Below are 14,594 nucleotides of genomic sequence, written 5' to 3'. Positions count from 1 at the left end.
GGGTGAATGCGCTGCTAAGGTGGGAACGACTGGAGCTGTGCAGGTTCGTACCCATAAGAACGCCATGTTTGAGTGGCGCCCAGGGAGATTGATTGTTATGCCAGACACTTCGACGGCCACTGCCGAAATCCGCCTGCTCAATAGCGGCTACTCCCGGGAAGCGCGATCCCTGCTGTACCAGGCGTATCGCCATGAGCCGACCTTCGCCTACATCTTCGAAGCCGAGCGGCCGGGCTATGAGCAGCGAGTACGTGCCACCGTGCGCGAACTGGTCAAGCAGCATTTCTTCCAGAAACTTCCGGCCATCGGCCTGTTCGTCAACGACCGGCTGATCGGCATCGCCCTGATTGCACCGCCGCAACGGCGCCTGGGCATCACCGAAAGCTGGGCCTGGCAAATCCGCATGTGGCTGAGCACGGGCGTGCGCGGTACGCGGCGTTACCTGGAATACCATCATGCCGTCATGGCGTGCCTGCCCAACGAGTCTGTGCATGTGCTGCCGTTGCTGGGCATTCACCCGCAGTTTCAGGGCAAGCACCATGGTGAGCAGTTGCTGGAAGCGGTACACAATTGGTGTGCCGACGACCCGCATTCATCCGGCGTGGTGCTCGACACCGGCAACTCCCGTTACCTGGATTTCTACAAGCGCCAGGGCTATGAGGAAATCGGCGAAGTCGCCGTAGGGCCGGTGCGCGAGCATGTGTTTTACCATCCCAATCCCCAGGCGTTACATCCTGCAACGGCTTAGAACAGAATTATTCAGACTAATCCTGGTTCAAAGTTCCTCCCTCGCTCGTGTAGCATCCGCGCCTATGAAGTTTCCAGGAAGATTTACCAGCGGCTTGATTCTGCTGTTCACAAGCTGCGGCGCATTGGCGCAAAGCGAACTGGACGTGCGGATCAAACCCTCAAACGACGCGCTGAAAGCCAACATCGAAGGCTATATCGGCGGTGTGGGCGATCGTGATGAAGAAGCCTTGCTGCGGTTCAGCCGTGGCGCCGAGGAGCAGGCGCGCAAAGCCGCGCAGGCCTTGGGCTACTATCAGCCACAGATTGCCAGCGAGGTGAAGGGCGGCAAGAACCCGCGCCTGACCCTCACCATCGACCCCGGCGAACCGGTGCATTTGCGCAACGTGACTCTGCGGGTCGATGGCTCGGCTGCGAGCCTCAAGGCCTTTCGCGTGCCCGCCAGCGACGACCTCAAATCCGGCGCCGTGCTCAACCACGGCCATTACGAAGACGCCAAGCGCCTGATCCAGAACCAGGCCTCGCGCTACGGTTTTTTCAGCGGGCGCTTCACCAGCCAGAAACTTGCCGTAGACCCTCAAGCGGGCGTGGCCGACATCGAACTCATTTACGACAGCGGCCCGCGCTACAGCATGGGCAAGGTCAGCTTTACGGGCGACACGCCCTTTGATGAAGAGCTGTTGCAGCGCATGGTGCCGTTCAAACCCGGCACGCCCTATGACTCCGAACTGGTCGCCGAACTCAATCAGAACCTGCAAGCCAGCGGCTTCTTTGAAGGCGTGCGCGTCGACGCCAGCCCCACCGCCGCCACCGATGACGTGATCCCGGTGGCGGTGCAACTGGACACCCGCAAGCCGCGCACCATGGGCCTGGGCCTGGGTTACTCCACCGACGTCGGCCCACGGGGCAAAGCCAACTGGACGCGCCATTGGGTCAACCCCCAGGGCCACAGTTATGGCTGGGAAGCCGAACTGTCGGCGCCGCGGCAGAACGTCGGGCTGTGGTACGACATCCCGCTCGACCCGCCGCTCACCGACAAACTGCGCTTTGCCGGCGGCTACCAGAATGAAGAGATCGCCAACACCGACACCTTGAGCAAGTTGCTCACCATCGGCCCCGAATGGCACAGCAAGTTGCCCAGTGGCTGGACGCGGGTGATCTCCCTCAAGTACCAACGCGAAGAATACCGCCTGGGTAATGACTCAGGCCTCAGTAACCTGCTGATGCCGGGCGTGAGTTATTCCTACCTGCGCAGTGACAACCGCATCGACCCGCACCATGGCTACCGCCTGATGTTCGACACCAAGGTCGCCAAAGAGGGGCTGGGGTCTGACACCAACCTGCTTTACGGCACGGCCACCGTCAAAGGCCTGACCACCTTGTGGGACAACCACCGCTTTCTGGGGCGTGCACAATTTGGCGGCAGTGCCACCAACGGCTACAAATCCGTGCCGCCGTCGTTGCGCTTCTTTGCCGGTGGTGACCAGAGCGTGCGCGGTTACGAGTACCAGACCCTGTCGCCAGAGAACGATCGCGGCGATCGCATCGGTGGTCGCTACATGGTGGCCCTGAGTGCCGAGTATCAATACTCCATCACCGACAAATGGCGTATCGCGACTTTTATCGACCAAGGCAACTCGTTCAACAACCTCGACCTGCCGAGCCTGAAAACCGGCGTGGGCGTCGGCGTGCGCTGGGTCTCCCCGGTGGGGCCGATTCGCCTCGACCTGGCCCATGCCCTCGAAGATCCGGGCGGCGTTCGCTTGCACTTTTCCATGGGGCCTGAGCTGTGATGCGTGGTTTGAAAATAGCGGGGCTGGCGCTGGTCGCCATCCTCGTGCTGTTGCTGTTGACGCTATGGACGGTGCTCGGCACTCAGGCGGGCAGCCGCTGGGTGCTGGGCCAGGTGCCGGGCTTGAGCGTGGAGAGTTTTCATGGCCGCCTGGGCGGGCAGTGGAGCGCCGACCATCTGCTGTGGCAGCAGGATGGCAGCCGCGTCGAGTTGAATGCGCCAAAGTTTGACTGGTCGCCCGGCTGCCTGCTTCGCATGACCCTTTGCATCGACCAATTGGATGTGGAACAGGTCAGCCTGGAATTTGCGCCCAGTACCGACGAAAGCAGCAGCGGGCCGATCCAGTTGCCTGAGCTCAAGCTGCCGGTTGCGATCCAGTTGGGCGATGTGCGCATCGGTCGCCTGCTGTTCAACGGCAGCGAAGAACTCAAGGGCCTGCAACTGGCGGCGCATTGGACTGGCGCCGGTATGCAGATCGACTCGGTACATTTACAACGCGACGACCTAGTGCTGGACCTCGCCGGCCTGCTGCAACCCACCGGCGACTGGCCGCTGAACGCCACCGGCAACCTCAGCCTGCCCTACGCCCCAGGCGGTGTTCCCTGGAGCGTTGCGCTCAAGATCGATGGCGACCTGCTCAAGACCCTCAAGCTCGACGCCGACAGCAGCGGCTACCTGCCCGCCAAGCTCACTGGCGAGCTGCAACCCCTGGTGGAAAACCTGCCAGCGCAGGTGCACATCACCTCCGAATCGTTCAAACCCAGCGCAGACCTGCCCGATACCCTGCAACTCAACCAACTGGACCTGAGCGCCAAAGGTGACCTGAGCAATGGTTACCAATTGCTGGGTAAAGCCGTGCTACCGGCCGAAAAAGGCCCGGTGGATTTACTGCTCAAGGGCAAGGTTGACGCCAAGGGCGCGCAGATCGCCGGTCTGGACCTGACGGCCGGCGACAAGCAAAGCCTCAAGCTCAGTGCCAACCTGGACTGGCAGCAAGGCTTCAGCGCGGACGCCAAGATCGACTGGCTGGATTTTCCCTGGCACCGCCTCTATCCGCTCATCGACGAACCGCAAGTGGCCTTGCGCACCTTCAACGGTGAAATCTCCTATAAAGACGGCAACTACCTGGGCAATCTCAAGGCTGACCTCGACGGCCCGGCGGGCAAGTTCAATGTGGTCACGCCCTTCAGTGGCGACCTCAAGCAGGTCTTCCTGCCTGAGCTGAAACTGAGTGCCGGCCAAGGCAAGGCCGAAGGCCACCTGAACCTGCAATTTGCCGACGGCATTGCCTGGGACACCGCCTTGGATCTGTCGGCGCTGAACCCCGCCTACTGGGTCGCAGAGCTGCCCGGCACCCTGGCCGGACCGCTGCGCAGCAAAGGCGAGTTCAAGAACGAACAGCTCAAGCTCAACGCAGACCTGGACCTCAAGGGCCGCCTGCGCGGGCAAACCGCCGTGCTCGCCGCGAAGGCCGAAGGCGCCGGCGAACAATGGACCCTCGCCAACCTGGACATCCGCCTGGGCGACAACCGCATCAACGGCAGCGGCAGCCTGCAACAACGCCTGGCCGGGCAGATCGACATCAAGCTGGCGCGCCTGGCCCAGCTGTGGCCGCAACTGCGCGGGCAAGTCAACGGGCGTGTCGAGGTGGCCGGCACCTTGAAAGCCCCTCAAGGCAAGCTCGACCTCAAGGGCCAGCAACTGGCCTTTGCCGACAACCGCCTGCAAAGCCTCAACCTGGACGCCAACCTCGATAGCGCCCAACGCGCCAAGCTCGATCTCAAGGCCAGCGGCATTCAAAGCGGCGAGACGCAAGTTGGCAACCTCACCGCCAGCGCCCAGGGCGATATCAAGAGCCAGAAGGTCCAACTGGCCCTGACTGGCCCGCTGGTCAAGCTGGCCCTGGCATTGGATGGCAACCTCGACAAAGACAACTGGCGCGGGCGCCTGGCCAGCGGCGACGTGCAAGCCGGTGGCCAGGACTGGCGGCTGCAAGCCCCGGCAAAAATCGAGCGGCTGGCCGATGGCAAGCTGACCTTTGGCGCGCACTGCTGGGTCTCCGGCGGCGCCAGCCTGTGTGGCGAAGACCAGCGCCTGATGCCCGAGCCGAAGTTGCGTTACCACCTCAAGCAATTCCCCCTCGACAGCCTCGCGGGGTTCTTGCCCAAAGACTTCGCCTGGCAGGGCAGGCTCAACGCCGATGTGCAACTGGACCTGCCCCAGAGCGGCCCAAAAGGTGTGGTCGCGGTGGACGCCAGTGGCGGCACCCTGCGCGTGCGCGACAAGGGCCAGTGGCTGGATTTCCCCTACGACACCCTGAAACTGGAAACCACTCTCAACCCCAAGCGCATCGACACCCAGCTGAATTTCCGTGGCGGCAAGCTCGGCGAGCTGTTGTTGCAGGCGCAGATCAACCCGTTGCCGAACAACAAGCCGATCACTGGCACGTTCAGCCTCACCGGCCTGGACCTCGCCGTCGCGCGGCCCTTTGTGCCGATGGTGGAAACGCTCAACGGCAAACTCAACGGCAATGGCCGTATCTCCGGCGGCTTGCTCGCGCCCCTGGTCAACGGCAACCTGAACCTTGTGGACGGCGAAGTCTCCGGGCCGGAACTGCCCATCAGCCTCGAGGGCCTGAACCTGCAGGCGCAAATCGCCGGCGAAAGCGTGCAGCTCAACGGCGGCTGGCACAGCGGCAAAGCCGGGCAGGGCAGCCTCAAGGGCCAGATCGACTGGGGCCGCGCCCTGGTGGTCGACCTTAGCCTCAAAGGCTCGCAACTGCCGGTGACGGTGGAACCCTACGCCAAGCTGGAGGTGGCACCCGACCTGAAGATCAGCCTAAAGAACGACAAACTGGCGATTGCCGGCAAAGTCCACATCCCCCGTGGCGATATCACCGTGCGCGAACTGCCGCCTTCGACGGTCAAGGTGTCCGACGACACCGTGATCATTGGCAGCCAGACCGAAGAGGGCAAAGCGCCGATGGCCATGGCCATGGATATCGACGTGGAGGTAGGCGAAGACCAGCTCAACTTCGCCGGCTTCGGCCTCACCGCCAAGGTCCAGGGCCATGTGCATATCGGCGACAACATGGACACCCGCGGCGAGCTGTGGCTCAACGACGGCCGCTACCGCGCCTACGGCCAACGCCTCAACGTGCGCCGTGCACGGCTGTTGTTTGCCGGGCCGCTGGACCAACCGTTCCTGGATATCGAAGCTGTGCGCGTGGTGGTCGAATCGTCGCGCACCGTGACCGCTGGGATTCGCCTGAGCGGCAGCGCCGAACAACCCACCACGCAGATCTTTTCCGAGCCGGCCATGGCCCAGGAAGATGCGTTGTCATACCTGGTGCTGGGCCGTTCGCGCACCAACACCGGCGAAGACAACAACATGCTCGCCGAAGCCGCCTTAGGCCTGGGCTTGATGGGCAGCGCGGGGGTGACCTCGGACATTGCCAACAAGCTGGGGATTCAGGACTTTGATCTGGACACCCAAGGCACTGGCAACAGTACGGCGGTGGTGGCCAGCGGCAAGATCAACGAGAAGCTCAGCCTGCGTTATGGGGTAGGGGTGTTCGAGCCGGCCAATACCATTGCCTTGCGCTATTTGCTGAGCAAGAAGGTGTACCTGGAAGTGGCGACGGGTGTGGCCAGCTCCCTGGATATCTTTTACAAGCGCGATTTCTGACCGGTACGCTGTAAAAAAATGTGGGAGGGGGCTTGCCCTCGAAGGCGGCGTGCCAGTCACTGAATCTGTAACTGAACCATCGCATTCGCAGGCAAGCCAGCTCCCACACCGGTTATGGAATACCCACAGAATCAGCGCCGGGCACAGATCCCTGTGGGAGCGGGCTTGCCCGCGAAGGCGGCGTTTCAGTCACTGAGCTTGCAACTGAACCACCGCTATCGCAGGCAAGCCAGCTCCCACACTGGTTATGGAATACCCGCAGAATCAGCGCCGGGCACAGATCCCTGTGGGAGCGGGCTTGCCCGCGAAGGCGGCGTTTCAGTCACTGAGCCTGCAACTGAACCACCGCTATCGCAGGCAAGCCAGCTCCCACATTCTGTTCTTTATGCATCAGTTAAATAGCTGCCCCTCTAAGGACGGCAGCTCAACTCCACTCGCTCATAGTTCAACGCCTTATTACGCTGCGGCAATGCATAAGTCGCCTCGCACCGCTGCCCTTGCCAACTGATCACCAGGGTGTCGGTGTCGGCCTCAACCAACGCCAGCGCCTTGCCACCAGGGTCGGCAATTGCGATCTGCTTGCCCGCGCTGTCTTCCAGCGCCGCGCCAAACGGGATCGGCTGGTGTTGGGTGTCGAACAAGGCAAACTGCACACGTCGGCCAGTCTTGCTGGCATAGCGCGCCAGTACCACTGCACCACGTCGCGGCACCACTTGCTGGGTGGCGTTGTCGATCTCGATATCGGTGCCCAGGTCACGGGTGTCCAGGCTGATCCAGTTGACGCGATAAGGCTGTGCGTTAGGCACCACTGCAAAGCCATTGCTGCCGGTCTTGGCGCCGGAAAAGCTGCCGATTTTCGCCCCTTCCACACCCTCCACCTGTGCCAGCGCAAAGGTCTCGCCCACGGTTTGCCCCAGGTTAATCCCGCCCGCGTGGCCCACCACGGAACCAGCCAGGTTAAGGTTCTGCGAGTTATACCCGCGCCCCTGGCTGTAACCGGCACTGATGTCCATCACCGAGGTGCGAGTGCTGAGGTTGGCCGAGCCGGTGCTGCCGCCTGTGCTGCTGTTACCGCCTTGCACCGAGTAATAGGTGTCGCTGTCTTCCGACAGGTAGCCGTTGATGCCCACTTGCGTGGTGTCGCTGGCTTTCTGCGTGCTCGCGGAGACAAAGGCTCGCGGCGCGCGGGGTTTTGAGCCCAGAGGGAAGGACAGCGACAGGTTGACCAGCGTGTCGTTGTTCGCCGGCCCATAGTTGCCGACATCCTTGGTGTAGGTTGCGCCAAGGTTGTAACTCACCTCGCCCCAATAGTTGCTGTAGCCCGCCGACAGGCTTTGCGATCCCCCGCGCCCCCAGTAACGCTGGTCACTAGCGTTCACGTAAATAGTGCCATATTGCTGGTTGCGGCCAAGGCTCTGGTTGATAGTCACATCGGTGCGGGTTTTCGAGTTGCCCGTGCGTTTCTGGCCCTCATGGCTCAGCTCCTCAACGTGATCGCTTAGGGTACGGTAGCCCTCGGTCGAATAGCGATAAGCAGCGAGGGTGAAGCTGGTGTCGGTGCCAGTAAACGTCTTGGCATACAAGGCCCGTACGCTGTTGCCCGTGACCGCCTGGCCAAAGGTGCGGCTGACTGAGTGGGTCACGTCCAGAGACACCGCACCGATGGAGGTATTGCGGCCAGCGCCGACGGACATGGCCTGGAAATTTTCCGTCGCCTGGGCGCCGATAATCCCGGACAGGTTGCTGCTGATGCCGTAGGCCAGGGTGCTGCTGACGAACTGCGGTGACTTCTGGTCATCACTGTTGCTGTTGTATTGGCCAGCCGACACGCTGTATTTGAGCTGGCCCTGGCGCACCATGATCGGCAGGCTGGAAAACGCCTGCACCGTGACCCGGCGTCGGCCATCAGCTTCGATGATCGTCACTTCCAGGTCGCCGTTGGAACCGCTGGGGTAGATGTCGCTGATCTCGAATGGGCCTGGCGGCACGTTGGCTGTATAGAGGATGTAGTTATTCTGGCGAATCTCCACGGTCGCGCTGGACTGGGCGATGCCGCGAATGATCGGCGCGTAACCGCGCTCGCTGTCGGCGCGCATGCCGTCGTCGGAGGCCAGCTTCAAACCGCGATAGCGCACGCTGTCGAACAGGTCGGCGTCGGAGAAAATTTCCCCGGCGCTGAACTGGCCCTTCAACGCCGTGACGTCATGTTGCAGGTAGCTGCGGTTGCTTTTGAACGTATTGGGGCGCCCGGTGCTGCTGCTGAAGTTCGATTCGTTGCGCAACCGCCAGCCGCCCAGGTTGATGCCATTGCGCAGGCCAATGTTGTTGGAGAGCGTGGTTTCACCTTGGTTGCTGTTGCGGCTGCTGCTTAACTGGTAGTTGATGAACGCGGCGGGCACACCATCGTCCCACAAGGCGGGGTCTACATAGCCGCGTCGGCCACGTTCCATGGCACTTTGCGGTACGCTGACCAGCAAGCGCAGGCGCGGCACGTCGTAGCGCACGCTGGCCTGGTCGATCAAGGCGGGCAGGTTGATGCAGGCGTTTGGGTCATCGCCGGCCAGTTTGCCGGTCGCTTGCAGCCTGGCGACATCGACCCCCAGTTGTTGCACCATCTCGAGGGTCAGGCAGGCTTCGGTTTTGCCGGTGGTCGGGTTGTGGCGAAAGTCAATATCGCGGCGGCCCACCAGGGTGTCGTTGCCGTATAGGTCAACCCGATAGTTGCCAGGCAGCACACTGCTGCTGGCGAGCAGCGCTTGCACGTCGACGGCAGAGGCTGCGCCCTGCAGGAACGAAGTATTGAATTGTTCCTCGCCATCGGCCAGGCAGGCGTTACTGAAGATCAGGGCAGCCGATAGCGGTGCCAATCCATGGTACTTGAAAACAAACATGCAGGAACCCTATATCACCTCCGATACGAACTAACGGAGCGAAGATAAATACAGCGAAAGTTCGACCGCTGAATAAACGGACATATTAAGGGGTGTCTTTAGTTGCACTGGCCTGCACATCGGCCGAGTTGGAAAGTTGCGCGCTATAACGGTCTTGGGCGCCATAGTCGTTAATACTGCGAAATGCCAGATTCGGTACCTGACCCGGCGTGAAGTGTTTCAGGGGAAACTCTTTCTGTTCACCCGGCGCAATCATCAATGAGTCAAATGGCTGCTCGCTGAGTGCACCCGAGGTCAGTGTGATTTCGGCAATGGACACGTGATACAGGCCAGGGTTATTCACCACCAGCAGACTGTTACCGGCACGTTCGACCAGGCGCCATTCCAACGCGGCAGGCGCCAGGTAGGCTTCGGCTTTGAGCCCGGCAGGGCGAAAGAACACCTTGATGCGCTGGCGCACGGCAAGCTGCAGGGTGTTCTGGGTCTTGGACGCCTGGGGGATTTCCTGCACGTTGAGCCACGCCACCGACTCGCGGTCGGTCGGCATGCCCGTGCCCTCATAGATCACCCGCAACAGTTGCTGCTCATCGTTGCTGACCCGCACCAAGGGTGGGGTGACGGCAAAAGGGACAGAGGTGGCATCGCTGCTGTTTGTGTCGATCCAGGACTGGATCAGCACATCTTCACCGCTGTTACGCACCGTGATACCAGCTTCCTTATGCTTGCCATCGAACACCAGGCGCGTGCTGCTCAACGAAATCCCGGCCGTCGCCTGGCTGGCCACGAGCACGCCCAACAGACCTACGCAGAAAGACAATGATTGACGATAAAACATGATGACTACCGCGCAAATGAATGAAGGTGCAGGGCCGATTGGCCCTGCACGGACCCGTAATGCTCGTGCGGGTTATTCGTATTGCAGGGTGAACGGCAGGGTCGCGTCGCCACGACCGGCCACGGCCAGTTTCGGATCGGCAGTGGTGACATAAGCCGCGGAGAATTTCAGCGAGGCGTTGCTGTCCTGCAAGTTGCTTTCGATCTTCGCGGTGGTTGGGGAGGTGAGGTCGATCAAGGCACCGTTGGCATCCAACAAGGCGATACCGATGTTCTTGGCTGAGCCTATGCCGTCGATGACTTTCAGCACTTTGGTGCCGGTTACCAGGCCAGTGCCTTTACCGGTGGTCGGTTCGAAGATCATTGCCACTTTGGTGCCGGCGTTGCAGTTGATCTTCATCTCGAAGTTCTCGGCGCTCAGCGTGCCGCTGCCTTTTGGCACGGTGGCAGTGCCCATGTCCTTGATCGACACTTCACCCAGGTTGACCGAAATGGTTTTGTTGGCGCCGACGCCTTCCACCGAGCAGGCATCGTTGTTGATGGTGCCGGTGAAGTTGATGGTGCCGCTGCCGGCCTTGGTCGGAACAGGGTCGGCTGCCAGTGCAGTGCCTGCAGCGGCGAAAATCGACAGGGCCAGAAGTGCACGGGAGAACGTTTTCATGTTGCTTTTCCATTGTTGGGGTTGAAGCAACACGATAAAGCGCCAGCGCTTAGTGGAGAATCAGACGATCCTTAGAGTGGAGAGAGATCAAGTAGTTGTTTGTTGTTTTTTTAGTTGAACAAGTTGCGCTCTAGGCAGTAAGTCAGTAAGTCCTGATCACTGCTTACTTCAAGTTTTCGCATCGCCGATATTTTCTGAGTGCTGATGGTCTTGGCACTTCGGTTAAGCCCGCGCGCAATCTCGTTAACACTTTGCCCCGAAACAAACAGCCGCAGGATTTCATGCTCCTTGGGTGACAGCCGCGTGAATCGCTCATCCAGGTCTGCGCCATCATCCAGGACCGAAGTGGGCTGTGGCCCGTTGGAGCGCACCGGGTTGCCCCGTGCAATGGCCTTGAGCACGGCCTGGATTTCGTCGTGCAACTGGTTTTTCTGGATCACGGCCAGCACCCCCATCTCATGCAGCCGCGTGAGGATCAAGGGATTGGAGATCATCGTCAGCACCACTATCCGTACCTTGGGAAAGTGCCGTGTGAGGTACTCCACTAATTTGAGGCCGTCACCGTAGGGTGAGTCGCCGGGCATGTTGAAGTCGGTGATGACCAGGTCCACCGGCTCGGACTCCAGCAATGCGACCAGTTCATTCGAACACGTGGCATCGCCCATCACTCGAAATCGCGCATTACGCTCGATCAGTTCGCGTACCCCCACCAGTACGATGGGGTGATCATCGGCAATGACAACGTTGAGGGTATCCATGGGCTTATTTTCCAGAGTGAAATTATTCAAGGGTATCGAGCAGAGCATTCAATCGAGCCACGTGCTGCCGCACTTCCAGGTCCAGTGCGGGCGTGACGGCCATGCCGGTCAGGCGACATTCGAGTTCGACAAATTCGGTAGCCATGGCTTTGAGCTGCACTGAGCCCAGGGCCCCAGCCAAGCTGTGCAGTTGTTGCGCCACCTGATTGGCATTGGCACGCTCCAGCGCTGCCAAGGTGGTACGCACATCCTGACGCAGGGTGGTGACAAACAGCTCGCGCATTTTCGGCGACAATGTGGGTTGTTCAGCCGTCGCGGGCAGGACGATTTGGCAGTATTTTTCCAACTGGGCGCGTAAGGTTGCCAGACTCAGCGGCTTGACCAGCCACGCCTGCATGCCGACAGCGGCGCAGCGTTCGCCTTCTTCGCGCAAGGCGTTGGCGGTGATGCCGATAATGGGCAGGGCTTTATCCTGTTGGCGCAGGGCCGCCGTCAATTGGTAACCGTTCATGATGGGCATGTTCACGTCGGTCAGCACCAGGTCGAAACGCCCCGGCATCCACTGCGCCAGGGCCTGTTCGCCATTGACGGCAACTGTCACCGAGCAACCCAGCGCCTCCAGTTGCTCCCTGATCACCGCCGAGTTAATCACGTTGTCTTCCGCCACCAGCACGTGCAAATTGAGGTGGCGAGGCTTCTCGGGGCGTGCAGGCTGGCTCTGCGCATCGGCGCCGTGCAGTGCCAGAAAAATTGCGTTGGCAATTGCACGCACATCGTGGGCGTCGACCGTCCAAGTCGTGCCGGACCATTGCGCCGGGTTGGGCCCGCCTGAGGTGGCGACAATGTGTGGGCCGGGCCAAGGCAGGTGGTCGCCGAGCGGAGCAACATCCACCAGCAGCGCCGCGGGTGGCGGCTCTTGCGTAGTGATGGCGCGGCTGTCCAGGCCGAGCCGCGCAAGCCAGTCGATCAGGTGTTGTGCCAATTCCGCCACCTGGGCACGCACATACACCGGCGGGGAGCCAGGCGCGAAGGCAGGGCAACCGTCCAGGCTGCCTGGCACAGGTTCCAGGGCCAGTTGCAGGGTAAAACTGCTGCCCAGGCCTGGCTCGCTGACGACCTTCAACTGGCCATGCATCAACTCACACAGCCACTTGCAAATGGCAAGGCCAAGTCCCGCGCCAGCCTGGCTGTTCACATCGTTGACCTGGTAGAACGGCTCGAACAATTGCTGTTGCTGGGCCTGGGAAATGCCGATGCCCGAGTCGCTGACCTGCCACTGCACCTGAGCGTCGTCCAGCACCCGCACTCGTAGCGCCACGCGCCCGTTATCGGTGAACTTGATCGCGTTGCTCAGCAAATTGTTGAGGATCTGGCGAATGCGCAGCGGGTCACCGCGCAGGCGATTCGGCAGCCTTGCATCGATGCAGGCATACAGGTGCAAACCCTTGGCCTGGGCGAACGCGCTGTAGGTGCGGACTGCGTCTTCGGTCAGTTCCAGCGGGCAGAAATCCTGGAGTTCCAGGGTCATTTGCCCGGCTTCGATCTTCGACACGTCCAGCACATCGCTGATCAACTGGAACAGGGTGGCGGATGAGCGCTGAATGGTATGCAGGTAATCCTGCTGGCGTGGGGCGAGTGCGGTCAGGCCAAGCAGTTCCAGAGTGCCCAGCACGCCGTACAAGGGCGTGCGGATCTCATGGCTCATAGTGGCCAGAAAACGGCTCTTGGCTTGGCTGGCCGAGTCGGCGCTTTGGCGTGCATCTTCCAACGCGGCAGCGTCTTCGATATGCCGGGTCACATCATGCAGCGCACACAGCCAGGCATGCTCGCCCTGGTAGCGGGTCGGCACGAAGTCGACATGCAGGTGGCGCCCGTCGATATCGAGCTCGGCTTGCCCTGGTCCGTTGTGAGCGCCAAGCAGGTTCATCAGCGGTTCGGTATCGGGCCATTGCTGGGCGCGCTGGTTTCGCAAGAGGATACGGTAATCGCTGCGGCGAACCACGCACAAGCCGATGGGGGCTGTCTCAATGACCGAGCGGCTGAACGCCTCGCTTTCGGCGACGCTGGCGTGGGCGCGTTGCGCAGGCAGGATCACCCGCGCGTTGTACCAGCGGCTGCCCCATCGACTGCAGACGAGCAGCGTCAGAACCACGGCCACCAGGCACAGCAATGGCCATAGCGCGTAGTTCAGGAAGCTGCTCAAGGTGATAACGTAGATCGCTGTCCAGTGCTGTTCACCAGGGCTGGTCAGCTTGAATACCAAACCCTCGCGATTGAAATTGACGCCTTGGGTCAGCACTTGGCCGGGCTTCAGGGCGCCGGTCAGTACCTGGCCAGCGGGTGTGATCAAGACAAAATCATCGTAAATCGACCACTCCATCAACCTCTCGATGTTATTGATCTGCGATAGGTTCAGCAGTGAGCCCAGTACCACGTGAGTGCTGGCGCCTTCGATGTGCAAGGTTCGCCCGGCCAGGCTGATTTCGACGTAAGCGAGCAGTGTAGGCAAGGCATCGTGTTCAGGGGTAGTGGGGTAGGGGGCCCACTGCACCTGATGGAGTGGCGACGACACGTTTTGCACGCGCAGGCGTTCGTTCAGTTGGGTCATCACTTGGACAAATGTGGTGATCTGTGTAGCACCCGCTCCGCGCAAACGGCCCGCAGCAGGCACTGTCACATCAAACACGTCGGGCCCATTGAGCAGCATCACCTGGGGCGACTGATAGTGAGCCGTTGCCCAGAATGCGCTGTAGTAGGCGGCCAGGTAGTTGCCCAGGGCGAAAACGCCTCCATATTGGTTGGCGGCGACCTTGTCCGGATTGATCTTCACGCTGTACGGCAACGAAAAGGGCAGGCCTTGACCTTCGTAGATATTGGGCCCCTCTTCGGGCAGTGGTTTTTTTGCGTAGGGGGGCAACGAAAACGAAGAGGTGACTTCGTTGTTAGCGCTTTGCAGCGAGGCATCGTGCAGGAACGCTTCCTGTTCATGGATGTTTTCCATCAGCCGGGCGAAGTGAAAGTTCAGGGTGTCGCTCTGCTCATCGAGCATGCGCAGCACGCCCAGGTAGCTGATGCCAAGCAACAGCGGCACCAGGGCGCCCAGGACGAGCAAGCCTTTATTCAGGCGCAGGGAACTGCTGGCCAATTTCTCCAGAAGGGCATTGGTATGTGGCATTATTGCGCCTGAAGGACGGTGATTGGACTGACGTTGGACACAAGGACCT

8 protein-coding genes are annotated in these 14,594 nt (G+C 60.9%); 3 read left to right on the top strand and 5 right to left on the bottom strand.

The genetic code is table 11. The annotated features are described in order from the left end of the window. Positions 1-97 precede the first annotated feature (97 nt). The 3 genes from AB9N64_RS06475 (at position 98) to AB9N64_RS06465 (ending at position 6,226) form a co-directional block, all read left to right on the top strand. Complete coding sequence (locus AB9N64_RS06475) at positions 98-748, top strand: N-acetyltransferase (RefSeq protein ID WP_014718948.1); 651 nt, start codon at positions 98-100, stop codon at positions 746-748. A 64-nt stretch (positions 749-812) separates the two neighbouring features. Then, positions 813-2,540: an autotransporter assembly complex family protein gene (locus tag AB9N64_RS06470; RefSeq protein WP_333959430.1), complete on the top strand. Its 1,728-nt coding sequence runs from the start codon at positions 813-815 to the stop codon at positions 2,538-2,540. After that, positions 2,540-6,226, top strand: a complete 3,687-nt coding sequence (locus AB9N64_RS06465; protein WP_371360061.1) for a translocation/assembly module TamB domain-containing protein — start codon at positions 2,540-2,542, stop codon at positions 6,224-6,226. Before AB9N64_RS06470 ends, AB9N64_RS06465 begins: the two co-directional genes overlap by 1 nt. A 410-nt stretch (positions 6,227-6,636) precedes the next feature. Here AB9N64_RS06465 and AB9N64_RS06460 read toward each other — a convergent pair whose 3' ends face one another. The 5 genes from AB9N64_RS06460 to AB9N64_RS06440 form a co-directional block, all read right to left on the bottom strand. After that, entirely contained in the window at positions 6,637-9,117 is a 2,481-nt protein-coding gene (locus tag AB9N64_RS06460; protein ID WP_371360060.1) for a fimbria/pilus outer membrane usher protein, read from the bottom strand. A gap of 85 nt (positions 9,118-9,202) precedes the next feature. Then, entirely contained in the window at positions 9,203-9,952 is a 750-nt protein-coding gene (locus AB9N64_RS06455; RefSeq protein WP_137271351.1) for a molecular chaperone, read from the bottom strand. Between the two features lie 72 nt (positions 9,953-10,024). Further along, a complete protein-coding gene (locus tag AB9N64_RS06450; RefSeq protein ID WP_137271350.1) occupies positions 10,025-10,612 on the bottom strand; it encodes a fimbrial protein in 588 nt (195 codons plus the stop codon). A gap of 110 nt (positions 10,613-10,722) precedes the next feature. Next, the gene (locus AB9N64_RS06445; protein ID WP_137271349.1) at positions 10,723-11,370 is read right to left on the bottom strand and encodes a response regulator; all 648 of its coding nucleotides are present in this window, start codon (positions 11,368-11,370) and stop codon (positions 10,723-10,725) included. A 22-nt stretch (positions 11,371-11,392) separates the two neighbouring features. Continuing rightward, on the bottom strand, positions 11,393-14,545 hold the full coding sequence (locus AB9N64_RS06440) for a hybrid sensor histidine kinase/response regulator (protein WP_137271348.1): 3,153 nt from the start codon (positions 14,543-14,545) through the stop codon (positions 11,393-11,395). Positions 14,546-14,594: the final 49 nt, after the last annotated feature.

The sequence above is a fragment of the Pseudomonas sp. KT_2_4 genome, from assembly GCF_041410225.1.
In the GTDB taxonomy this organism is placed as follows: domain Bacteria; phylum Pseudomonadota; class Gammaproteobacteria; order Pseudomonadales; family Pseudomonadaceae; genus Aquipseudomonas; species Aquipseudomonas paracarnis.
This window is presented reverse-complemented; position numbering and strand designations above follow the sequence as displayed.

Coding starts and splice junctions, on each gene's coding strand:
- AB9N64_RS06475 (WP_014718948.1), top strand. CDS start 98: ATGCCAGACACTTCGACGGCCACTGCCGAAATCCGCCTGCTCAATAGC.
- AB9N64_RS06470 (WP_333959430.1), top strand. CDS start 813: ATGAAGTTTCCAGGAAGATTTACCAGCGGCTTGATTCTGCTGTTCACA.
- AB9N64_RS06465 (WP_371360061.1), top strand. CDS start 2,540: ATGCGTGGTTTGAAAATAGCGGGGCTGGCGCTGGTCGCCATCCTCGTG.
- AB9N64_RS06460 (WP_371360060.1), bottom strand. CDS start 9,117: ATGTTTGTTTTCAAGTACCATGGATTGGCACCGCTATCGGCTGCCCTG.
- AB9N64_RS06455 (WP_137271351.1), bottom strand. CDS start 9,952: ATGTTTTATCGTCAATCATTGTCTTTCTGCGTAGGTCTGTTGGGCGTG.
- AB9N64_RS06450 (WP_137271350.1), bottom strand. CDS start 10,612: ATGAAAACGTTCTCCCGTGCACTTCTGGCCCTGTCGATTTTCGCCGCT.
- AB9N64_RS06445 (WP_137271349.1), bottom strand. CDS start 11,370: ATGGATACCCTCAACGTTGTCATTGCCGATGATCACCCCATCGTACTG.
- AB9N64_RS06440 (WP_137271348.1), bottom strand. CDS start 14,545: ATGCCACATACCAATGCCCTTCTGGAGAAATTGGCCAGCAGTTCCCTG.